Source organism: Mycobacterium sp. PSTR-4-N (assembly GCF_022348085.1).
GTDB lineage: Bacteria > Actinomycetota > Actinomycetes > Mycobacteriales > Mycobacteriaceae > Mycobacterium.
This window is the reverse complement of the sequence record NZ_JAKRFN010000001.1, coordinates 425,762-448,477: the sequence shown is the minus strand read 5'-3', so window position 1 is coordinate 448,477 and position 22,716 is coordinate 425,762. Positions and strand designations below refer to the sequence as shown.

The 22,716-nt window shown below is 65.0% G+C and carries 17 protein-coding genes and 1 pseudogene; 7 read left to right on the top strand and 11 right to left on the bottom strand.

All coding sequences use genetic code 11. From position 1 onward, the window contains the following. Nucleotides 1-2 precede the first annotated feature (2 nt). The 6 genes and pseudogenes from MHN84_RS02160 to MHN84_RS02140 all read right to left on the bottom strand — a co-directional run bounded on the left by MHN84_RS02160 (nt 3) and on the right by MHN84_RS02140 (nt 4,416). Nucleotides 3-293, bottom strand: a complete 291-nt coding sequence (locus MHN84_RS02160) for a hypothetical protein (protein ID WP_241202979.1) — start codon at nt 291-293, stop codon at nt 3-5. A 105-nt stretch (nt 294-398) separates the two neighbouring features. After that, nucleotides 399-1,322 carry a GGDEF domain-containing protein gene (locus MHN84_RS29855; protein ID WP_374238303.1) on the bottom strand — a complete coding sequence of 308 codons (924 nt, stop codon included), beginning with the start codon at nt 1,320-1,322 and terminating at the stop codon, nt 399-401. Next, a pseudogene (locus tag MHN84_RS29850) lies at nt 1,296-1,868 on the bottom strand (GAF domain-containing protein); the annotation flags it as partial. The gene MHN84_RS29855 and the pseudogene MHN84_RS29850, both read right to left, overlap by 27 nt. A gap of 54 nt (nt 1,869-1,922) precedes the next feature. Continuing rightward, a complete protein-coding gene (locus tag MHN84_RS02150; RefSeq protein WP_241203198.1) occupies nt 1,923-2,330 on the bottom strand; it encodes a SufE family protein in 408 nt (135 codons plus the stop codon). A gap of 2 nt (nt 2,331-2,332) precedes the next feature. Then, complete coding sequence (locus MHN84_RS02145; protein ID WP_241202977.1) at nt 2,333-3,220, bottom strand: sulfurtransferase; 888 nt, start codon at nt 3,218-3,220, stop codon at nt 2,333-2,335. A gap of 35 nt (nt 3,221-3,255) precedes the next feature. Next, nucleotides 3,256-4,416, bottom strand: coding sequence for a beta-ketoacyl synthase N-terminal-like domain-containing protein (locus MHN84_RS02140; protein WP_241202976.1), 1,161 nt, complete (start codon nt 4,414-4,416; stop codon nt 3,256-3,258). 181 nt (nt 4,417-4,597) lie between these two features. Here MHN84_RS02140 and MHN84_RS02135 point away from each other — a divergent pair, with 181 nt between their 5' ends. Next, nucleotides 4,598-6,220, top strand: coding sequence for a diguanylate cyclase domain-containing protein (locus MHN84_RS02135; RefSeq protein WP_241202975.1), 1,623 nt, complete (start codon nt 4,598-4,600; stop codon nt 6,218-6,220). Between the two features lie 233 nt (nt 6,221-6,453). Beyond that, nucleotides 6,454-11,532 carry an Ig-like domain-containing protein gene (locus MHN84_RS02130; RefSeq protein ID WP_241202974.1) on the top strand — a complete coding sequence of 1,693 codons (5,079 nt, stop codon included), beginning with the start codon at nt 6,454-6,456 and terminating at the stop codon, nt 11,530-11,532. Nucleotides 11,533-11,579: 47 nt separating this feature from the next. On the opposite strand, the gene MHN84_RS02125 is transcribed toward MHN84_RS02130, so the two are convergent. After that, on the bottom strand, nt 11,580-12,797 hold the full coding sequence (locus tag MHN84_RS02125; RefSeq protein ID WP_241202973.1) for an EAL domain-containing protein: 1,218 nt from the start codon (nt 12,795-12,797) through the stop codon (nt 11,580-11,582). Nucleotides 12,798-13,121: 324 nt separating this feature from the next. Here MHN84_RS02125 and MHN84_RS02120 point away from each other — a divergent pair, with 324 nt between their 5' ends. Further along, nucleotides 13,122-13,523: a hypothetical protein gene (locus MHN84_RS02120; protein ID WP_241202972.1), complete on the top strand. Its 402-nt coding sequence runs from the start codon at nt 13,122-13,124 to the stop codon at nt 13,521-13,523. 67 nt (nt 13,524-13,590) lie between these two features. Here the strand turns inward: MHN84_RS02120 and MHN84_RS02115 are convergent, their stop codons facing one another. Beyond that, entirely contained in the window at nt 13,591-14,793 is a 1,203-nt protein-coding gene (locus MHN84_RS02115; protein ID WP_241202971.1) for an acyltransferase family protein, read from the bottom strand. A gap of 327 nt (nt 14,794-15,120) precedes the next feature. Between MHN84_RS02115 and MHN84_RS02110 the strand changes: the two genes are divergently transcribed. Continuing rightward, entirely contained in the window at nt 15,121-15,444 is a 324-nt protein-coding gene (locus MHN84_RS02110) for a hypothetical protein (protein ID WP_241202970.1), read from the top strand. Here MHN84_RS02110 and MHN84_RS02105 read toward each other — a convergent pair. The 3 genes from MHN84_RS02105 to MHN84_RS02095 are packed head-to-tail and all read right to left on the bottom strand — an operon-like array spanning nt 15,441 to nt 18,012. Continuing rightward, complete coding sequence (locus tag MHN84_RS02105) at nt 15,441-16,073, bottom strand: nucleoside triphosphate pyrophosphatase (RefSeq protein WP_241202969.1); 633 nt, start codon at nt 16,071-16,073, stop codon at nt 15,441-15,443. The genes MHN84_RS02110 and MHN84_RS02105 overlap by 4 nt on opposite strands. Continuing rightward, nucleotides 16,073-16,354 carry an acyl-CoA carboxylase subunit epsilon gene (locus tag MHN84_RS02100; RefSeq protein ID WP_241202968.1) on the bottom strand — a complete coding sequence of 94 codons (282 nt, stop codon included), beginning with the start codon at nt 16,352-16,354 and terminating at the stop codon, nt 16,073-16,075. The genes MHN84_RS02105 and MHN84_RS02100 overlap by 1 nt, the downstream gene beginning before the upstream one ends. Nucleotides 16,355-16,386: 32 nt before the next feature. Continuing rightward, on the bottom strand, nt 16,387-18,012 hold the full coding sequence (locus MHN84_RS02095; RefSeq protein ID WP_241202967.1) for an acyl-CoA carboxylase subunit beta: 1,626 nt from the start codon (nt 18,010-18,012) through the stop codon (nt 16,387-16,389). A gap of 423 nt (nt 18,013-18,435) precedes the next feature. Here MHN84_RS02095 and MHN84_RS02090 point away from each other — a divergent pair, with 423 nt between their 5' ends. The 3 genes from MHN84_RS02090 (at nt 18,436) to MHN84_RS02080 (ending at nt 22,640) form a co-directional block, all read left to right on the top strand. Further along, entirely contained in the window at nt 18,436-18,855 is a 420-nt protein-coding gene (locus MHN84_RS02090; protein ID WP_241202966.1) for a hypothetical protein, read from the top strand. A gap of 84 nt (nt 18,856-18,939) precedes the next feature. Next, on the top strand, nt 18,940-20,769 hold the full coding sequence (locus tag MHN84_RS02085; protein ID WP_374238293.1) for a DUF4012 domain-containing protein: 1,830 nt from the start codon (nt 18,940-18,942) through the stop codon (nt 20,767-20,769). 371 nt (nt 20,770-21,140) lie between these two features. After that, on the top strand, nt 21,141-22,640 hold the full coding sequence (locus MHN84_RS02080; protein ID WP_241202965.1) for a polysaccharide biosynthesis tyrosine autokinase: 1,500 nt from the start codon (nt 21,141-21,143) through the stop codon (nt 22,638-22,640). Nucleotides 22,641-22,716 lie beyond the last annotated feature (76 nt).

Here is a 22,716-nt window from a genome sequence, read left to right as displayed (position 1 = left end):
GGTTACCAGCCGCCGATACCGGGTCCGACGCGCACGCCGTCGAAGCCGCCGGCCTTGGTGTTCGGGGTAGCGACCGGGGACTGGCGGATCGCACCACCGGCGGGAGCCAGGATGTAGCCGTCGCGTACCTCGCCCTGGGTGGCGTCGCGGCGGACCTCGTCCGCACCGCCGCTCTTCACCCACGGGCTGGGACGCATGTCGTCGGCCTTGGCCATCGCGGTGCCGAAGCTCATGGCGCCCGCCGTCATCGCCGCGGCCAGTGCGGCCAGCGCCAACGCCGAACGCTTCGTCATCGACATGGTCACAGGTGCCCCCCAAGGTAGGTGTTGTCTACTGCGTCGTTCCCCGAGCGCCCGACGTTACCGGAGTGGCAGATGTTCCGGCGCCTATGGGCCAGATCAGTCGGCGAACGGTTCCGGGCCGCACCAGTGGTTGCCGCCGAGGCGCTTGGCGCGATACATGGCGCGGTCGGCACGCTCGAGCGCACTGCCGACGGTGTCGGGGGTGATCATCGCGATGCCGATGCAGACGCCGCCCGGGGACAGCGCCTCGACCCGCTCGACCAGCGTCTGAGCCAACTGTTGGGCTTGGGCAGCGGTGGTGTGGGGCATCAGGACGGCGAATTCGTCGCCGCCGATGCGGGCGACGGTGTCCGATACACGTAGTCGGCGGCCGATGGTGTCGGCCACGGTCTTGAGGTACGTGTCGCCCGCGGCGTGGCCGTGCTGATCGTTGATCTGCTTGAGCCCGTCGAGGTCGATCATGAACACGGCGGCCTGATCGCCGGTCGGGTTGGGCGAGGCCTGCGCGGCGTACTTCTGAAGCTCTTCTTCGAACCTGCTGCGGTTGTAGACACCGGTCAGTGCGTCGAGCGTGGCTTGGCGTCGAAGGCGCTCCTCGTCGCGGCGGCGCGCGGAGATGTCTTCGATGTGGGAGATGAACGACAGCGGTTGGCCGGCATCGTCGTGCGCCATGAACACCGAGAGCCGAACCCAGATGACGTGCCCGTCCCGGGAGTAGTACCGCTTGTCCATCTGGTAGCTGGCGATGTCGCCCGCGAGCAGGCGCGAGGCCTCGGCGAGGTCGATGTCGAGATCGTCGGGATGGGTGATGTCCTGGAACGTCAGGCGCATCAGCTCCCGCTCGGGATATCCGGTGATGCGGCAGAACTCGCGGTTGATGTGCTGGAAGCTCCCGTCGAGCCCGACGACGGCCATGCCGATCGGCGAATTGGTGAAGGCCGCGGCGAAGGTCGCGTCCATGTCCGTGGGCAGCGATTCGGGAACCAGGTCCGGGCGCTCGGCGATCGTCTGCTCGAGCACGGCATGGACCTGCACGCTCTCGATCGCCACGGACGTGGCATCGGCCAACGCCTGCACCAGAGCCACCTCGTGCTTGGTGGGTTGCCGCTGCTGTGCCCAGTACGCGCCGATGGCACCGATGGGATCGCGCCGGCGAATGGGCACCATGACCAGGCTCTTGACGAAGGTCGGCCGGTACGCGTCGTGGGGGATGCGGCCGTCGAGGTAGATGTCGGGGACGACCGCGGGTTGCTTGTGCAGCATGGCCCACCCACTGATGCAGGAGTGCATCGGGAAACGGCGGCCCTTCCACAGCGGAGCGATCGCATCCTCGTCGGCGTAGAAGCACATGTTGTCGTCCCGCAGCACGAACGTGGCGCCGTCGCAGCCGGTCACGTCCCGGGCGGTGGCACTGACAATGCGCTCGACATCGTCCATTGTCCGCGCGAGGGAGAGCTGCTGGATGGCGTCGGCGAGCCGCGTCATACCCCGCACATAGTCGGCTTCGGTGAAGGGGCGGACGTCGCCTGCGGATGGCGTGCGGATCGGTGATGCACCGTCTGTCATCGGAGGGCCCCCTCGAGGTGCATCAGCGTCGACCGATCCAAGGATAGATCTTGATCAGCCGCGCAGGCGACGCTTGATGCGGGTCAGCATCGCCGACATGCCGCGTAGCCGTAGCGGGCTGATGAGCGCGCCGAGTCCGAGGTCGGTGTAGAAGTCGTCGGGCACGGCGAGGATGTCGTCGGCGGATTGCCCGTCCAGACCGGCGGCCAGGATGGCGGCGAAGCCACGCGTGGTGGGTGCCTCTGCCGGCGCGCTGAAGTACAGCCGCACGTGGTCGCGATCGTCGGCGTCGACATGCAGGAACAGCGGGGATTGGCACTCGGGTACCGGTTCCATCGCCGCCTCTTCCAAAGACGATGGCAGCTCGGGCAATTCGTTCGCGAACTCCAACAGCATCGCGAGCTTGTCCTGGCCTTCGACCTCTTGGAAGTCGGAAACCACCTCGGCGAGTGCCGGAGGCATACTCACGGTGCCTCGCCCGGCTCTTCCCCGACCGCCACCGGCACCCGCACGGCGTTGCCCCACTCGGTCCACGAACCGTCGTAGTTGCGCACGCCTTCGCGGCCGAGCAGATGGGTCAGCACGAACCAGGTGTGGCTGGAGCGTTCGCCGATGCGGCAGTAGGCGATCGTGGGCCCGCTGTCGGGGAGGAACCCGTAGAGCTCGTCGAGTTCGGCACGGCTGCGGAACTTTCCGTTGTCCTGAGCGGCCTTGCCCCACGGCACCGAGACCGCGGTCGGGATGTGGCCGCCGCGCAGGGCGCCCTCTTCGGGGTAGTCGGGCATGTGGGTGCGTTCGCCGGTGTACTCCTGCGGGGAGCGGACGTCGATCAGCGGTTCGGTCCCCAGCGCGGCGAGGACGTCCTCCTTGTACGCGCGGATGGGGGCGTCGTTGCGCTCGACGACGGGGTAGCCGGTGGTCTGCTTGCTCGGCACGTCGAGCGTGGTGTCGCGGTGGTCGTTGATCCACAGCGAGCGACCGCCGTCGAGCAGCCGCACGTCGGGGTGGCCGAACAGCGTGAACACCCACAGCGCATAGGCCGCCCACCAGTTGCTCTTGTCTCCGTAGATCACCACGGTGTCGTCGCGCGAGATGCCCTTGCGATCCATGAGCGCGGCGAACTGCTCACCGGTGATGTAGTCCCGCACGTTCGGATCGTTGAGGTCGGTGTGCCAGTCGATCTTCACCGCACCGGGGATGTGGCCGGTGTCGTACAGCAGCACGTCCTCGTCGGATTCGACGATGGCCAGGCCAGGCCGCCCGAGGTTGCTCGACAGCCAGTCGGCGGTGACGAGCCGTTCGGGATGGGCGTAGGACTGCAGCGCGGGGCTGGGATCAGGCGGTAACGACACGCCGTTCAGCCTACCGGTGAGCGCTCACGGCATCCTCAGGCAACGGGGGCGAGGACGACGGCCGCGTTGTGGCCTCCCATGCCCAGCGACGTCTTCAGCGTCAGCCCGGCCCGCATCGGCGTCAGGCCATCCAGTAGTCGGGGATGGCCGGGTGCGACGGTCGGTGGGGCGGGCACCTGCCCCTCGGCGTAGCCCAGCGCCGCCGCGGCGACCTCGACCGCAGCCGCGGCGCCCTGGCAGTGGCCCGTCAGTGGCTTGACCGAGTAGATCTGGGCGGCGCCGCCGAGCACCTCGTCGAGAACAGCTGCCTCGACCGTGTCGCACTGTTTGGTGCCGGGTCCGTGCGCGTTCAGGTAAGCGATGTCGGTTGCTGCGACCCCTGAGGACGACAACGCGTCGAGCACGCAGCGGTCCACCTCGGTCCGCGACGGGTCCACCGAGGTGAGGTGGAAGGCGTCGTGCGTCATCGCGCCGCCGAGCACGTGCACGTAGGGCGCGTCACTTCGTCGGGACAGCACGAAAGCCACGGCGGCCTCGCCGGCCGGGAACCCCCGACTGCCGTCCTGGAACGGACGGCAGGCGTCGAGCGGATCGGTGTCGACGACACCGACGCCGAGCCGGACGAAGTGCTCGACATTCTCCGGTGTCAGCGACAGGTCGGTCGAGACGAACACGACGTCGTCGACCATGCCCGTGTCCAGCCACATCTTCGCGGTGATGAGCGCGGCGTTCCCCGACGCGCACATCGCTGACACATTCATCGCAGGACCGTGAAATCCATACTCCTGCATCAACATTGACACCGGGGTCGACGGCATCAACGCCAGGTAGTCGCGAACCCGGCGGGTGGCGTGGTCCTCCAGGTAGAACGCGCGCCAGCCCTCCACTTCGGCGATCACGACCGCGTGCAGCAGGCCCACCCTCGGTCCGGGTGACCAGCCGCGCAGGCGGGCGTCGGTGACGGCTTCGCGTGCCGCGGCGCGCATCGCCTGCGCGAAGCGGCTCAGACCGTCGCGGGGATCGCCCTCGTCGCGGACCCGGGCCAACCAGGCGTCGTCGTTCTCGCCAGGCCCGAAACCCGGATACAGCGTGGCGGCCGGCTTCCCGCTGGCCAGCCCGTTCCACAACGTGGTCCTGCCCCAGCCGTAACCGGTGACAGCCCCGATTCCCGCGATGCCCATGTGCGCTGTGTTCATGTGATGTCCCTTCGTCGTCGCGTTGCCCCGGCGGGGCCCTGGTTCGATTAGCCCCCAATTAGCGTCGGAGCACTAGCCCAAACGCCAGGTCGCGGCCATACTCAGGAGCGACGCATTTCGTGACAGCAGCTGTCAGAGTTGCTGAATGTGATTGCGCAGCAAACGGATTGTCGGGGGGAGTGTGAGTACAACGTCGGAATCGAGCGCGGAGGGCAACTCCGGACGCCACGTCGACACGGCGGAGGAGCGCTACCGGCGGCTGGTCGACGTCAGTCCCGACCCGATGTGCGTGCATTCCGATGGTCGCGTGGTCTACGTGAATCCCGCCGGGGTACGAGGATTCGGCGCGCACAGCGCCGAGCAATTGGTAGGGCGTCCGATCACAGATTTCGTCCAGCCCGACTCGATCGGCTCGATGCTGACACGGATCGTTGCACTGCGCGAAGAAGGCGACAGCTCACCGGCCTCAGAAGCCGTCCTTCGGCGCCTCGACGGCAGCCCGCTGGTGGTCGAAGCGGTATCGGTGTTGACCAGCTGGGACGGCGAACCTGCGTATCAGGTCATTTTCCGCGACTTGACCGCGCAGAAGGCCGCCGAGGCGACGCTGCGCTACCAGGCGGCGTTGGTGAACCATGTCAGTGACGCCATCATCGCCACGACGGCAGACGGCGTCGTCGCCAGTTGGAATGCTGCCGCCGCGGCGGTCTACCGCCGTCCGGTCGAGCGGGCTCTCGGCCTGCCGCTGTCCGAAGCCGTCGACGGCGATGTCGACCTTGCCGGCATCGTCGCCGGCGGTGGCGTCGGGCACGCCACGCACCGCTCGGCAGACGGCTCTCCGGTCAATGTCCGGCTGTCGGTCACGCCGATGGATGAGGGTTACGTGGTGCTGTGTTCCGACTACACCGCGCAGCGACGAGCCGAAGTTCAGTTCGAGTCCGTCGTGCGGTCCCTGCATGACGGAGTCGTCGTCCTCGATCGACGTGGGAAACCCCAGACGATCAACCCGGCGGCCCGGCGGATCCTGCGGTTGGACACCGGCGAACTGGTAGCTGACTACATTAGCGGCGCCCTCACGTTCCCGGTCTTCAATCGCCGAGGCGTCAAGATCGGCGACAACGAATTGGGCTCCGTGAAGCTGATGTTCGCCAACGCGCCGCTGGAGAACATGGTCGTGGGAATCGGACGGGCGGACGGCTCACGCGCGTGGCTGTCGGTCAACTGCTGCCTGCTCGACCCTGATGATGGGGAGAACTCAGCGCTGCTCGTGTCGTTTGCCGACATCACCGCAGAGCACAACGCCAAAGCCGACCTTGCCTACCAGGCCCACCACGACCCGCTGACGGGGTTGCCCAACCGAGCTCAGATCGAGGTGAGGCTCGTGCAGGCGGCGAAGACGGATGCCCAGCCTTTGGCGGCGGTGCTCTTCGTCGATCTCGACAACCTCAAAGCCATCAACGACGATCTGGGCCATCACGCCGGCGACGGGGCTCTTCGGGAAACTGCGCGGCGGCTGCGGAACAGTGTGCGCGACGGCGATTTCGTCGGCCGCCTCAGCGGCGACGAATTCGTGGTGCTGCTGTACGGATTCCTGGACCGTCCGGCGCTGGAAGCTCTGACCGTGCGCATGCATGACGAGTTCGCAGAACCGATTCATCTCGATGGCCGGCTTCGCGCGGTCAGCGTGAGCATCGGAGTCACCGAGCTGTCGCCGGAGGACCAGCGCAGCGTCGAGGACATCATGCGCGACGCGGACGCGGCGATGTATCGGGCCAAGATCCTGCGCGCTGGAACGTGTTTCGGGTGACGGGCCCGTAGGAGGCGTGCCGCCGGGGTTGCGACGCGCTGAGCCGCTGAGCGAGCACATGAATTTCGGGCCTCAGCTCGGGCATTCGCCCTGGCAGGCATAGGTCGGGTTATTCGCTTCGCAAGGAACCGAAAACGATCTGACACGAAACTCTCGGCAAATCCACTGTCGTGAGCTAATTTTCCTGGCGGGGGAGTCTTGTGGGGGGACTCTAATTTCATATGGGGGGAATCATGGGTCACGCACGCCATATCGGCCGTGTCGGAGCACTTGCTGTCGCATTGGGAATCGGGTCGGCGATCGCGTGGCCGTCGGGCGTCGCCGGGGCAGAGCCCGACACCGGCACGTCTGTCAGCCCGGGGGGATCGGGCGACACGCCTTCGAACACCGTCAATCGGCCCTCGACGTCGGAGTCCACCGACGACTCGCACGCGACGTCCGACGCTGATGCCGGGGACGACGACACCGGCGCTGCGCCGACAGATGAGGGCGTGGAGACCCCGGGCGACGACGACGAGAGTCCGGCACCAGAGCTCGATGACCCCGAAGTGACTGTGAACGACGAGGTTCCGCGGCCGGAGGGCGGAGCCGACGCTCCCGATGTCGAGACACCGGAGGCCGGCGGCGGAAACGACGCACCGCGTCCCACGCATCGCCAACGCACAGTGCTCCGCACCGCCCCCGTCGAGAAGTCGACGCCGGTCGTCGCACCGAACACGGCTACCGACACGAAGCAACTGCACGCCGAGGTGGCACCCGTTGCGCCAGCACCCGCACCCGTCGTTGCGGCGCCGACCGTCACGCCGGCCGTCGAGCACGACGCCACGGACGAGGCTCCCCCCGAGGAGCCGGCGATGACGACGGCGCTGCTGTCGACCTTGCTGCTTCCGGGCGGCACCGACAGTCCGGCCGCGCCGGCGGATTCGCCGCTGGCGTGGGCGCTGCTCGCCTTCGCCCGGCGCCAGGGAAATCAGCAAAGCACCCGCATCGGTTCCGGGACGCCGACGGTGTCCACCGGGGAGCTGGTCGACGCCGCCGACGACGACAACAATCCACCCACCGCCCGGGTGGTGGTGGGTGCGCCGTCCTTCTTCGGGGGCCGGGTCAGCGGCCGCGTGATCGGGTCCGACGCGGACAGGGATCGGCTGACCTACTCCGGTCCGACCGAGACGGCCAAGGGCACGGTCGTCGTGTCTCCGACCGGGCGCTTCACGTACACGCCCACCGACGCCGCACGCCACGCGGCCGCGCAGGACGGCGCCACCGACGCCGACACCACTGACACGTTCGTGATGACGGTCGACGACGGCAACGGCGGCGTGACGCCGGTCAGCGTGACGGTTCGGATTCGCCCGGCCAACGCGCGACCGGACGCGTCGAGTGTGGTGGGTCGGCCCGACCTGACAACCGGCGCGGTTGCCGGGCAGGTCAGCGCCACCGACCCCGACGACGACCCGGTCACGTTCGAGGCCACCGACCCCGCCAAGGGATCGGTCGTGATCGATGAGGACGGCAGCTTCGTCTACACGCCGACCGCCGAGGCCCGCGACGCCGTGCGCGGGGGCCGCTACAGCGACCGCTTCGACCGCTTCTCAGTGACGGTGAACGACGGGCACGGCGGCACCGACACCATCACGGTCACCGTGGCGATCGCGGCCAGCGACAACGCCGCGCCGGTGCCCGGCGAGGTGAGTGCCGGGAGCCCCAACGTGTTCAACGGCGCGGTGCGCGGCCAGGTGCGGGCGACCGATCCCGACGGGGACCGGTTGACGTTCTCCGGCTCGACCACCACCGAGAAGGGCTTCGTCTTCGTGACCTCATCGGGGCGGTTCGTCTACACGCCGACCTCGGAGGCCCGGCACGCCGCCGCGGCGACCGGTGCGGGGGTCGACGACACCACCGACACGTTCGTCGTCACCGTCGTCGACGCCTACGGAGGGACCGCTGTCGTCCCGGTGACCGTCGACATCGCACCGTTGAACAGCGCGCCGTCCCGCGCCCGCGCGACCGCGGGCACACCCGACGCCGACACCGGTGCGGTGGAGGTCACCGTCACCGCCCGTGACGCCGATCGCGACCCGCTGACCTTCACCCCGGCGGTGAGCGAGAAGGGCACCGTCGTCGACAACGGCGAGGGCAGCTTCACGTTCACGCCGACAGCGGCGGCCCGCCAGGCCGCGGCGGCCACGGACGCGCCGGAGGAAGCGCGGTTCGAGACCTTGACTTTCACCGTCGACGACGGTCATGGCGGAACGACCACCACGACGGTGCGGGTCGCGATCAGCCCGGCCGCCGGTCCGGTCAACAGCAACCCGACCGGCGGGACATTCACAGCAGGACAACCGGATTCAGACGGCACCATCACCGGTCAGGTGAGCGCGACCGATCCCGACGGCGATCCGCTGTCCTACAGCGGACCGACGACGTCGGCCAAGGGCGGCACCGTCGTGGTCAACGGCGACGGCACATTCAGCTACGACCCGACCGACACGGCGCGGCATACCGCGTCGGCGCTGGGCGCCTCGACGGCCGACAAGCAGGACACGTTCACGGTGACGGTGTCCGACGGCAACGGCGGCACGTTGGCGGTTCCGGTGACGGTGACGATCCTGCCCCGCAACGCGGCGCCCGTCGGTTCCTACAGCGCAGGCTCGCCCGATGCGACCGGCAAGGTCACCGGCGCGGTCACCTCGACCGACGCCGACAACGACACCCGCACCTACAGCGGCCCGACCACGTCGGTGAAGGGCGGCACGCTCGTCGTCAATGCCGACGGCACGTTCACCTACACCCCGACCGCGGCCGCGCGGCAGACGGCCGCGAAAGCCGGTGCCACGGAGGTGGACAAGACCGATTCGTTCGTGGTGACCGTCAACGACGGTCACGTCGGCGGCGCCATCACGGTGACGGTGTCGGTGGCGATCCTGCCCGCCCCCAACAGCGCGCCGACCAACGGCACAGCCAACCCCGGGCAGCCGGATGCGAGCGGCAAGGTCAGCGGTACGGTGACCGCCACCGACGCCAACGGCGATCCGCTGACCTACAGCGGCTCCACGTCCACCGCCAAGGGCAGCGTCGTCGTCAACGCCGACGGCACGTTCCTCTACACGCCCACCGATGCCGCGCGGCACGCCGCGTCGGCGCTCACTGCGAGCGCGGCCGACAAGCAGGACACGTTCACGGTGACGGTGTCCGACGGCCGCGGCGGCACGCTGCAGGTGCCGGTGACGGTCACCATCAACCCGAACAACGCTGCGCCGCAGGGAAGTTTCTCCGCCGGCGCGCCGGCCTCCGACGGCGCGATCAGCGGAACGGTCACGTCGACAGATGCCGACGGCGACGTCCGCACCTACAGCGGGCCGACCACCTCGGTGAAGGGCGGCACGGTGACGCTCGACGCGGCGACCGGGGCGTTCACCTACAAGCCCACCGCCGCGATGCGCGAGCAGGCTACGCAGACACCGGGAATCGATACCGACACGTTTACCGTCACCGTCACCGACGGCCACGGCGGTTCCACGCCGGTGCAGGTGAGCGTGACGATCGCGCCGAACGTGGTGACCACGGAGTCGACGCCGGGCCTGCCACTCAGCGGGGTGATCGCTGCGCCTGGCGGTGCGCTGTACCAGGTCACAACGAGCTTCTCCGGCGGCGATCTGACAGCTGTGGTGACCCGCGTCAGTGTTCTCACCGAGGACGGACGGGTTCTCGCCACGACGGCTGACATCGCGGGCTTCTCGTCGCTGCCGCTGGCGCGGCCCGACGGGAGCCTGCTCGTCACGACCACCGACCCGCTCGGCGCCCACACGAGTTTTGCCTCGGTGGATTCGACTGGAACGCTGACACCGATCCTCAGCCTTGATGCCACCCTCGGCGGCGTTCCCGTCATGGCGCAAAACGGCACGGTGTACTTTGTGGCGGCTGCGCCCGACGAATCGGGCGGCGCGGCGTACACGTTGGTTGCGATCACGGGCAACGTGGGTCGTACCTACGGACTCCCGGGGCTGCCAGGTGGCCTTCCGGTCGTGGCGCCTGACGGTACGGCCTACCTGCCGGTGGGGCCCACATCCGGGGTCTGGCAGACGTCGGTGCTCATCGTGCGTCCGGACGGCACCTCGTCCACCACCAACGCGGTGACAGGTAGGGCGACCCTGCCAATGGCCGTCGGTACCGATGGCACTGCGTATCTCGTGACGTCGTCAGCTGACGAGTCGACCGGTCGGCCGATCTCGGTGATCACCACGTTCGCGGGGACGGCCGTGACGACACGCACCATCGATGGCAGCCCGGCATCTCAACTCGTGGCTGCGGCGGATGGCTCGGTGCTGATGGTGGTGCTCACTTACGGCGACACCAGCCAGGAGGTTGCGATCCTGCGCCTGACTCCGACGGGTGTGACGTCCTCAATGCGATCGGCGGGGTATCCCCAAAGCTGGCCGATGGCGGCGGCGGACGGCACCGCTTTCCTGGCGATCGCCGGAGCCGATGGTCCCCGGTTGATGGTGATGCGCGCCGATGGCACGAGCACCGTGGTCGTTCTTCCCGGCGACTTCGTCGAAGGCTCTGTCCCCGCTCTCGGACTGATCGGAATCGGTCCTGACAGTAGGGCTTACGTGCCGCTGCTGGATGGCGATGGTCAGCCGGTGATGGCCGTGATCACTCCGGCGGGTACGCAGACCATTCGCAGCCTCGACGGCTTACCGACGCAACCGGTGGTGTTCGGGCCGGGCGGAACGGCATATCAGGTTGTCGAAACCTACGATTCGGAGTCCTTCGCTCCGTCGACTCATGTCGTGAACGTGTCGACGGGGGCAGCCACGTTGTCTCTGCCAGGCAGCGTCACCCGCGTTCAGGGACTGCTGCCCTCGGTCGCAGTGGGTTCGGATGGCACTGCGTACCTGGTGGTGGCCGATGAGGACGGTTCGGTGCGGGGGATCGCTTTCGACAGCACGGGTGCGACGCTTGGATCGTTCACCGATCACGGTGTGATCGCTCCGGCGGTCTTCTTGGGCGGGCTGCAGGGGGTCACGGGGTCCCAGTTCGTCTTCGGCCCGGACGGAACGGCCTACGTGACGATCGTCGACGCCGTCACCAACGAGGAGACGGGAAACAGTACCGCGGTCAAGACGGCGGTCTACGCGATGAACGCCGCCGGAATCACGAAGGTTCTGGAGGTGCCTGACGCCCTCACCGGCGCCGGAGTGACGGTCGCGTCCGACGGCACTGTCTACCTCAGCACCGCCACGGTGGACAGCACCACTCTGGACGGGGTGACCACCGTCAGGGTGATCACGCCGCCGTCGGTTCTCTAGTAGCGTGCGGGTGGGCCGGGCCGCACAGGCCCGGCCCACCATCACACTCAGGCGGCGAGCCGGCTCAGCAGGCAGCGGGCGCCCAGCGTGACGAGGGCGCGATCGAACGTGATGACCATGTCGAAGCGCCGCTCGGCTTGCGGGGTGCCTGCGGGGGAGACCTCGCGGGCGATCAGCCCGGCGGCGATGTCGGGGCCGAGGATGAGGACCGTCCACTCGTGCATCAGCGGATCGTCTGCGGCGAGGTGGACGCCGCGAATGCTGTTGCCGAGGTCCGACGGCACGTTCGCGCCGAACATCGCGACAAGAGGTGCCCGGTGTGCGAGTTCGACGTAGGTACGCATCGTCGTGGTGCTGAGTTTGGACTGGTCCTGGACGGTGGCCAGGACCATCGGCGGACTCTCTGCGGAGATGGCCAATCTCTCGATGTGCCGGGACAATTCGTGCAGGGTGGCGAAGCGCACCGTGCGGGGCTGGAGACGATCACGCACCAACGCGAAGGTCGATGCATCGTCGGGTAGTGATCTGATCGATGCGCGGGCCGGCCCGCGAAACGGCACCGGTTTTTGGGTGAGCGGCCCCGGCCGACCGAAGCGATAGCCCTGGCCCAGGGTGGCGCCGTAGGCCAGAGCCTGCTCCAGGTGCTCCTCGGTCTCGATGCCCTCGGCCAGGATCACCGCTCCGGTGCGCTCCTGGTGGGCGATGACGCCCGCGATGGTGCGTGCCTGGACCCGGTCGGGTTGGCGTTGGACCAGGTTCAGATCGAGCTTGAGGATCTCCGGTTCGATGATGTCCAGCAGTGCCAGTGAATCCGTGTGCGCGCCAAGATCATCGAGGGCGACCTTGAAGCCCTGCCCGCGCAGGATGGCGACCTTGGCGAGCAGCGCCGCGGGATTGGTCAACAACCCGCGCTCGGTGACTTCGAAGACCACATCGAAGGCGGATGCCGCCACGGCCAGCGCGCCGGACACCGTCATGTCGATGGCGGTGGTGGGTTCGCAATTGATCAGCAGCAGCATGCCGGGACGCCACGCGCCGTCCAACGCTTCGCGCGCTGCGGAATGAATGCACTGTTCATCGAGCGCGTCCAGCAGGCCGGTGAGCTTGGCGTGGGCAAAGACCTCGAGCGGTCCGCACCCGTGGAGTGCGGGCCAGCGCGCCAGGGCCTCGTAGCCGACCACGGCGCCGTCGGGCAGAGACACCACCTGTTGGAAGCTGGGCTGCAGGCCCACACCGGCGGCTGCGGTGGCGAGCTGATCGGTCACTGCCGTCCCCCTCGGCTCGTCTCGCGCACGTGATCGAGCCTGTCTGTACCCGCACCGCTGGACTCGGAACCAAGCTACCTGGTCAAACGTATGGTCCGCGAGAAGGTGCCGGGTGCGTTTCGGCGGCAGACGGCGAGCGGTGTTGCGGAGAGGGCGGAAACTCGCAAGGAGTGAGCGCACGTCCGCGGGCGAGGGCTACCGATTATTGCTGTTCGCAAACGGTCTGTCGGATTGACAGAAGATTCTCAGCTTGACAGAATCTGTTGCATTATTCGTTTGCTGTTCTTGGGGGCTCGTATGAACGCTATCTCGTCGAAAATCAATGTGACCGCTGCTGCGGTCGTGGTCGGGGCTGCGGCAGCTCTGGCGCCTGTCGCTGCGAATGCGGCTCCCGCGGTGACCCTTCCCGCGGCGCCGGTGAACCAGGTGGTCGGTGGTCTGGCGGAAGCGCCGGGTGACTTCATTTATGCCAGCCAGGTCATCTCACTGCAGATCCTTGCGTCGAACATTCGGCTCCGGTCGGCGTCGCTGGATCGTCGGGCCTCCCGGCTCGAGGCGTATGCGGCCGCCCATCCGGATACGTTCTTCGGTCAGCGCGCCGCGGCCACGGCCGAACGCCTGCGCGACCGCCGCGCGGATTTCGGCACCATCTCGTTCACGGCGTGCCGGGGTGGCACCGGCATCGCCGTGGGCCCGTACGGAACGGTGACCGAAGGCCCCTGCTAGTTCGTCGACGAAATGCCCGCCCGCCTTTCCGGCAGGGCGGGCATTTTCGTGTGTGCGGTCGGGGCGTCTATTCGACGTGACCGCAGCACGGCAGGGCGTGCTGCACAGGTTCGAAGCGGTCGGGGCGGGCTGCGAAGCTGATGACTGACAGCGTGATGAGGACCAAGGCGGCCACGGCGGCGATCTTGGTGGAGCGCTCGACGTGGTAGAGGCCGTGCTTCATGTCCTGCCGTGCTTGGCGCACGGCGTCCCAATTGAATTGGCGTAGCGGCTCTTCGACGAAGTGGTGGCAGGCGATGGCCAGGCCGAAGGACAAGGACAGCGCAGCGGCGTAGTAGTAGACGTTCGTTTCCATCGCGGTGGCGAGCAGGACGATGACGGGCCAGTGGACGAGGTACAGGGCGTACGAGAGGTCGCCGACGTACGTAGCGGCACGATTGCGCAGAAGCGGCTGGAACAGCGGCTCGCTGCCGACGCCCGCAGCAATGACGAGGATGGTCCCGGCAACGGGTAGGAGGGCGCACGGGACCGGGAAGCCGTCTGCGGCGGGATCGATGAGGATCAGGCTGGCGACGATCAACGCGGCACCGGCCCAGGACAGCACTGGTCGCAGCCACCAGCGAAGGGTGGCCAGCGTGCCGACTGTGGTTGCGAGGAGGGCGCCGGCGCCGAGTTCCCAGACGCGGGCGGCGGTATCGAAGAACGCCCTGTGCGGCGCGGCCGCGGTCTCGTAGGTGGCCCAGGCCAACGACGCGGCCATGAGAAGCCCGCTGATAGTGGCGACGAGGCCGTACCAGCGGTCACGGCTCCAGGCGCGCCGGACGACGAACGCGGTGATTGCGAGGATCAGCAGAGGCCACACGAGATAGAACTGCTCCTCGATGGCGAGCGGCCAGTAGTGCAGCAGCGGCGAGGCGGCGTCTGCGGCGGCCGATGCGTCGGCGCCCTGAGAGGCGAAGTGCCAGTTGGCAAGGAACGCGAGCGAGAACAGAGCGTCGACGCCGGTCTCCTGGTTGCGACCGGGGAGTAGCTCCGACGAGGCGAGGAAGGTAGCGAGGACGACGAGGATTGCAGTGGGCAGGATGCGGCGTGCCCGGTCCAGCCAGAAGCGGCCCAACGCCACGGAACCGGTTGGCTCGGCGCCGCGCAAGAGCATGTCGGTGACGAAGAAGCCGGAGATGACGAAGAAGACGTCGATGCCGACGGCGCCGCCGCGGGGCCAGCCGACGAGATGGACCGCGAATACGGCAAGAATTGCCAGTGCTCGCAAACCTTGAACATCTAGACGATAGTTTGCTCGTTCTGCACGCCGACGGCGGCGAAGCGAGGATTCTCGATAACGATCCAGCGCAGTAACCATGATTGCCCCCCCCGGCGCACAATTGACGGTCACGGGTAATGATCGCTGTAAACGAGATACATCGCAAACGGCAATGCGCATTGACGTAGATCAATCTCGCGGTGAGCCGCGTCGGCGGCAAATTGCTGGGACTGTGCCGGCCTGCGAAAACGCTCGCGACACAGGCGATGTCCACCGCTGACGCGCTCGATGGGCTAATGTCCTAGAGGCTTCGGAACGAGACCAAAGGGGTGGACGATGCGTAAGTGCATCATTGCGGCGGGATCGACCGCGGCTGCTGTGGTTGTCACGATGACGGGGCTCGCTGGCCCCGCGACGGCTGCTGACCAATGGATCATGCCCGATGTGCGCGGGGAGATCCTCGAGAACGCGATCAACGATGTGCGGGCCGTTACTGGCGATGCTGAGTTGGACATGAGGTTTCAGCCCAAGGTAAATCAAGTGGTGTACAACTATTCAAACTGGGCGGTTTGCTGGACGGCTCCGAAGCGTGAGAGTCAGATCTCGCAAAAAACAAAGCGTGTCTACTTCGGCCTTCGCCGCCTCAACGAAAAGTGTTAATCGTGGAGCCAGAGATCTACTACGGAGATTCCAGAAGCCCAGACCAAGCGGCGTAGAAGCGGCAGGCTTACACCGACGACGTTCGACGGGTCTCCTTCGATTCGGTCGATGAACCATCCACCGGCGCCATCAAGCGTGAATGCGCCCGCAACGTTTACAGGTTCATTTGTCTTGAGATAGGCGTAGAACTCGTCTGCTGAGGGTTGTCCGAAGTGCACTGCTGTGTTGCCGGTTTCGCCTTGGGTATGTGTGATCACACCGTCAGAAAGCCGCAGCAGCGTGTGCCCGGTTAACAGGTGCCCGATGGAGCCGGCCATCTCGAACCACTGTTCGCGTGCCGCCTCGACCGAGCCGGGCTTTCCTCGTAGCGATCCGTTCAGGTAAAGCATCGAGTCACACCCGATGACCACGCAATCTGCAGCGACCTCTGCGGGAAGTTGTGCGGCTACGCTGAGTGCTTTGGCATTGGCGAGTTTGAGCACAACAGCTTCGGGCGGGGTCCCGGGATCGAGCGCGGCAATGAGCGCGGCCTCATCGACATCCGAGACGACCACGAGAGGCTCGATACCGGCCTGGCGCAGAACCCGTAGCCGACCGCTTGAGGCGGAACCGAGGACAACGCGCGTCATCAGTGCCGCATGTGCATCCGCTCCAGCAGCGTGACTCGCTGCCAGCTGGTCACGTCGTAACGCAGCTTATCGACCGGGTGACCCCAAGGGTTGAGTTCCTGGGGGCCCGGTTCCGCGTGCCCCGCGCCGACGGCTCCGGCAAGCACTGTCACCAGTGCGGCGAGTTCCTCCGGGCTCGGGGATCCCTTCACGATCTGGAAGTGAGTGTCGGGCTGAGGCGGGTTGTCAATGGTCATGTCCCGCGGATCGGACACCTCGACGATGTCGGCACTGTGGTCCACAGCTGAACTCCTTGTCGTGCAGGTGAATTGATCTACAGCGGGATGTTGCCGTGCTTCTTCGGCGGCGTCTGGGTGATTTTGCGCTCCAGCAGCCGTAGCGCGGTGCCGATGTATCCGCGGGTGTGCGACGGCGGGATGACGGCGTCCACGTAACCGCGCTCGGCGGCGATGTAGGGATTGACGAGGGTGTCCTCGTACTGCTGCTGCAGCTTCAGACGCAACGCGTCGACGTCCTCGCCGTTCTTGGCGGCTTCCTTGAGTTCCTTGCGGTAGACGAAGCCGACTGCGCCGGAAGCGCCCATGACGGCGATCTGAGCGGTCGGCCAGGCGACGTTCACGTCGCAACCCATGTCTTTGGAGCCCATAACGCAGTACGCGCCGCCGTAGGCCTTACGGGTGATAACGGTGACCTTGGCAACCGTGGCTTCGCCGTAGGCGTAAAGCAGTTTGGCGCCGCGGCGAATGATGCCGTTGTATTCCTGGTCCGTGCCAGGCAGAAAGCCGGGAACGTCGACGAGCATGACGATCGGAATGTTGAAGCAGTCGCAGGTGCGCACGAAACGGGCGGCCTTCTCCGAGGCATTGATATCGAGGCAGCCGGCGAACTGGGTGGGCTGGTTGGCCACGATGCCGACGGGCCGGCCGTCGATGCGGCCGAAGCCGACGATGATGTTCTGCGCGTAACCCGCCTGGATCTCGAGGAACTCGTCGTCGTCGAGGATGCGGGTGATGACCTCGTGCATGTCGTACGGCTGATTCGGCGAATCGGGGATCAACGTGTCGAGCTCGAGGTCCTCGTCGGTGAGGCTCTCCTCGATCGGACCCGGGTGGGGCGCGGGGTAGCGCGGTGGCTCGGCGTAGTTGTTGGGCGGCAGGTAGGACAGCAGATCCCGCACGTAGTCCAGGGCGTCCTGCTCGCCGGAGGCGACGTAGTGCACCGTGCCCGACTTCGACATGTGCGTGTGGGCGCCACCGAGCTCTTCCATGGTGACGTCCTCACCGGTGACGGTCTTGATGACGTCGGGACCGGTGATGAACATCTGGCTGGTCTGGTCGACCATGATGACGAAGTCGGTGAGGGCAGGGGAGTAGACGTGGCCGCCGGCGGCCGCGCCCATGATCAGCGAGATCTGGGGGATGACGCCGGAGGCCTTGATGTTGTTGTGGAAGATCCGGCTGTAGAGGCCGAGCGAGACAACACCTTCTTGGATTCGCGCGCCGGCACCGTCGTTGATGCCGATGAGCGGGCGGCCGGTCTTGATGGCGAGCTCCTGAACCTTGACGATCTTCTCGCCGTAGACCTCGCCGAGGCTGCCGCCGAACACGGTGGCGTCCTGGCTGAAGATGCACACGTCGCGGCCGTCGATGGTCCCGTAGCCGGTTACCACCCCGTCGCCGGTGGGGCGGTTCTTGTCGAGGCCGAAATTCTTGCTGCGGTGCTTGGCCAGCGCGTCGAGTTCGACGAACGACTCCTCGTCGAGGAGCGCGAGGATGCGCTCGCGAGCGGTGAGCTTCCCTTTGGCGTGGACCCGCTCGACGGCCTCTTCGCCGACCGGGTGCAATGCCTCTTCGGCGCGCTTGCGTAGATCGGCCAGCTTCCCGGCAGTGGTGTGGATATCGATCTCGTGCTCGGCGGAGGGCTCAGTCACGCTCGTCATGGTCGTCGATGCTAGCGGCGGGGCCTTTGTAGATCTCGCGGGGGTCTTATTGGCCCCTTAAGAACGTCGATAAGTGGAGCTGACGCGCCCATCGCTACGAACTCTTTGCACACGAAAAAGTCACAAACAGCCATCGGTGGCGAAAGCATCATCACAGGCTGGACCACATAAAACCCTCGGTCGTAACACTGACAGCAAACACTAACAGTAGGCGTTGAGCGGGCGCCCACTTCGCAGTAAGGACCCCGGAACCGCGGTGCAATTGCGACATAGCCGTCGTCGACCGACGCGCTGGTTATGGCGTGTTTCTGCGATTGCAGAGAAAGTTAACGAAACATTGCCGAATCGTTTGACAGCACCCCCCGTGTCTGCGATGCTTCCAGCAACTTGTTCTGAGATGGGGACTCGAGAAAGTGGGGGGACATGACCACCATTGCTACTAAATTCCAGGTGACAGTAGCTGCAGCCGCTGTCGCAGCAGGCGCGGCGTTCGTGCCGGTTGTCGCGAATGCAGCACCGCAGATCCAACTGCCGGCCGCGCCGAGCTTCGCCGACCTGCCTTTGCAGCCGAAGGGGCCCGTGTACCTGGTGACGGCGGCCTCGCTCCAGCTGTATTCGGTGTTCTTGAAGCAGAGTGCTGCCTCGCAGGATCGCCGGGCTAGTCGTCTTGAGGCTTACGCCGCTGCTCATCCCGATAGTTTCTTCGGGCAACTCGCAGCTACACGCGCCGCGCAATTGCGTCAGAATGAGGCAGTTACGAACGGCATCAGCTTCGATGTCTGCCTGGGAGGCAATTCCGTCGGAGTCGGGCCTTACGGTACGACGACCACCGGAAGCTGCTGATAAGTCGACTTGACGGTCAATCTCCGTGCTGAGGCCTGCACGTCTCCCGACGTGCAGGCCTCATCCATTCACAGGACAGACTGAGTGCGTTTCTTCACGCGGCAAAATGCCGATGATTTCGCGGAAGCTGAAGAAAGCTTCGAGGAAGATGAGAGCCGATCGCGTCGGCGCGTTGTCCTTTTGATCGCACTGTTAACGGCTTTAGCTTTCGTGGTGCTCGTCTGCTGGGTGGCCGTCGGCGCAGTTCAAGCTAAGTCGCATCTAGAGTTAGCTCGCTCGAGCGCGGCCGCTGCCAAAGATCACTTGCTGGGCGCAGATACAAAGGCCGCCGCTGCATCTGCAAATGATGCGCTGTCCAATGCGCAAGCCGCGCATAACGCTACGCATTCTCTTGCGTGGAACACCGTATCGGCGCTTCCTTGGTTGGGAAGTCCATTCAAGGCGGGACAACAGATCACCGACGTCGTGCTCGGGTTGGCAGCAAACGTCCTGAAGCCAGCAACCGACGTGGGGGTCACGATCTCGCCCGATCGGATCTACAAAGACGGCCGTGTTGATGTCGGCCTGCTGCGTAGTCAGGAGCCGCAGCTGTCTAAACTGGCTGCGGACGCCACCCGGTTGAATGCCGATGCGGGGGCCATAACCGATCCGCACTATGTGTCGCTTCTGAGCAATGCCCGCAAACAACTCCAAGGGCAAATCGCCGAGCTGACTGCGGTCTTGGAAAACACTGCGGTGGCAGCCAAGCTGGTGCCGTCGATGATGGGGGCGGACGGCCCGCGGACCTACTTCATGGGGTTCCAGACAAATGCCGAAGCCCGGGGAACAGGCGGACTACTCGGCGGGTTTGGCATCATCAAGTTTGACTCAGGCGTACCTACGGTAGACACGTTGGCATCAAACAACGATCTCGCTAATGCAATCGCGCCAGTGGATCTCGGCCTCGAATACGACAAGATGTACGGCTACGCGAATGCCTTTACTGACTTTCGCAATAGCAATCTCAGCCCTCATTTCCCTTACGCAGCACAGATCTGGCAGTCGATGTGGGCAGTTGAGACAGGAACCACAGTTGACGGCGTGATCGCCATCGACCCAGTCGCTCTCAGCTACATTCTCGGCGCTGTCGGTCCAGTCACCCTCGGCGACGGTGAAATTGTCTCGAAAGACAATGTCGTCGAATTGACAGAATCCACCGCCTACAAGCGCTTTCCTGAGGATCAGCAAGCACGTAAACAGTACCTGCAGGAAATTGCTAACGCCGTGGTCACGAAGATGACGGGTCCCGTCGGCTCGCCACGAGAATTGTTGGATGCGTTGGGCAAGGCGGTGGGTGAACGGCGTATTGCAGTATGGAGTTCTGTGCCCGACGAGCAAAAACTGCTCGAAGAAACACCGCTCGCACATAGCATCCCGGACGACGCCGCACCGTTTGCCGCTGTGGCAATCAATAATCTCGGTGGTAATAAGCTGGATTACTATCTGAGATCGGAAATAGAGTACGCAGCGGACGACTGCCGGGGTGAAACCAGAGCTTCGACGGTCACCGTCAAATTGACAAACACCGTGCCTGATGAGCCTTTGCCGGATTATGTGGCAGCCATGGCCGGACTCTCCCCAGACGTCCAGATTCAGGTGCCGCGGGGCACTAACCTCACTTCAGTACGCCTCTTTGCGACTGCGGGCGCCAAGCTGTCCGCCGCCATACTCAACGGGGAACGGGTGCCGGCCATAGTGGGGGCGGAGAGAGGCCATCCGGTATTCGAAGTGCAAGTCATCCTCCCGCCAGGACAAGTCGCCGATATTAGTTTTCAGTTGTCGGAGCCCACAGCTCCAGGCACGCCAACAGCGCCAGGTCCGCCGCTGGTCACTACAGTGAAACCGAAGGTCAGGGTGCCCGAGTGCAAACGCTAGTCGAGAATATGACAACTCGAATTTCTTGGGTCGCGGTCTCAAGCCGGGTGAGGTTCCGTTTGTGCACCACACTTAAACAGCCGTCTGCGAGCCAGGCCACGAAATCTGATGTTCGGATCTTGGCTCATCCTGCGGCAACGGAGCCTTCTGTCGGGACTGCCGCGAGTGCATTAGCGATTTTGCGGGATTGGCAACCACCGCCCAATTGTTTGTGTGGCCGATGCTCAAGTCTTGTCTATCCATTCGCGGCTAGACGTGCCGAGTCGCGCGAACACGACGGCCAGCTGCCGGTCTCAACTTGGCCGTCAGCTGCTCGTCACCGCGCTATTCAAGGCACATCCAAACTCGCTAATATCGCGGAGGGATAAGGGTTGAATCTGCAAGATTTTGTAAAACTCCTAAGATCTCGTTGGTTAACGATCTGCGTGACGCTGGTAGTCGCGGTTCTTTGTGCAGTGGCGGTGACGCTTATTACCACTCCGTTGTATAAAGCCTCGACGAGACTTTTTGTCTCGACGGCTGCAGGATCGTCTCTCTCGGACGTATATCAGGGCAACCGATTCTCACAAGAACGAGTCATTTCTTACGCTGAATTGCTGAAGGGGCAGACGCTCGCCCAGCGCACGATCGACAAGCTGGGTCTTGACATGACTGCTGACGAACTCCAAGAGCATATTAAGGCCGAGGCAAAGCCGGACACAGTACTTATCAGTGTTGACGTACTCGATCCGTCGCCTGTGAGGGCGAGAGATATCGCCAACACACTTTCAGACGAATTTGTCGGTATGGTCCGTGAATTAGAGACGCCCGAGGATGGAGCAAGGGCAGAGGCACGGGTGGTAGTGGAGCAGCGTGCATCGTTGCCAGGAGAGCCAGTATCGCCGGATCCAATCAGAAATATTTTGGCAGGGATCGGACTGGGGCTGCTCCTGGGTGTCGGATTGGCTGTTTTGCGCGACTCCCTCGATAATAGTGTCAAGGACCGCGAAACACTCGAAGCTGCAACAGGGGTTGGTGTCGTCGGCGGTGTACCACTTGACAAGGAGCGCAGGAAGCAGGCGGCTATCGCATTCGAAAGCGATAATTCTCCCATCGCCGAGGCCTTTCGCAAACTGCGAACGAACCTGCAATTTCTCGCCGTCGATAATCCTCCGCGTGTGATAGTTGTAACCAGTTCGTTGCCGCATGAAGGCAAATCCACCACTGCAATCAATATCGCCCTAGCCCTTGCCGAAGCCGAGCATAGGGTGGTCCTTGTCGATGGCGACATGCGGCGGCCGACTCTGCATAGGTATCTGGATCTTGTGCAGCCTGTTGGGTTTAGCACCGTTCTGAGCGGCGGCGCGAGCATGCATGAGGCAATGCAGGAGACGAGGTTCCCGGGACTGAGTGTGCTCACGTCAGGAGCAGTCCCTCCTAATCCAAGTGAACTCCTTGGCTCGCAGACGGCGCGAAAACTGCTGTCAGACCTTAGGTCTGAATTCGATTATGTGATTGTGGACTCGACGCCGCTGCTGGCGGTGACCGACGCCGCCATCTTGGCAGCAGGTTCGGACGGCGTATTGCTGATGGCTCGATTCGGTCAGACGAAACGCGATCAGTTAGCGCATGCCATCGGGGCGTTGGAAAGCGTGGGCGCCACATTGCTTGGAGCTGTGTTTACTATGATGCCGACGCGTGGGACATCTTATAGCTATGGATATAGCTATTATGGCGCCGATAGTCTTCAGCAGTCATCACGCAAAGGGCGTTACAAAACCAAACTGGCGATCGCCGGAAGCAGCGGAACTCCGATAGACGCTGATATCACGGAGAAAGAGGCTAGTCCGGGTCTGTCGGAATCTTCCGGCCGACGCCGCAAGGCTGATTGATGCGCTACTTGCGCGCAATTTGCCCTGCTGTACTCCGTCAATTTCGGATGAGGCGCGCTTGTCGAGCAGCGGTGCA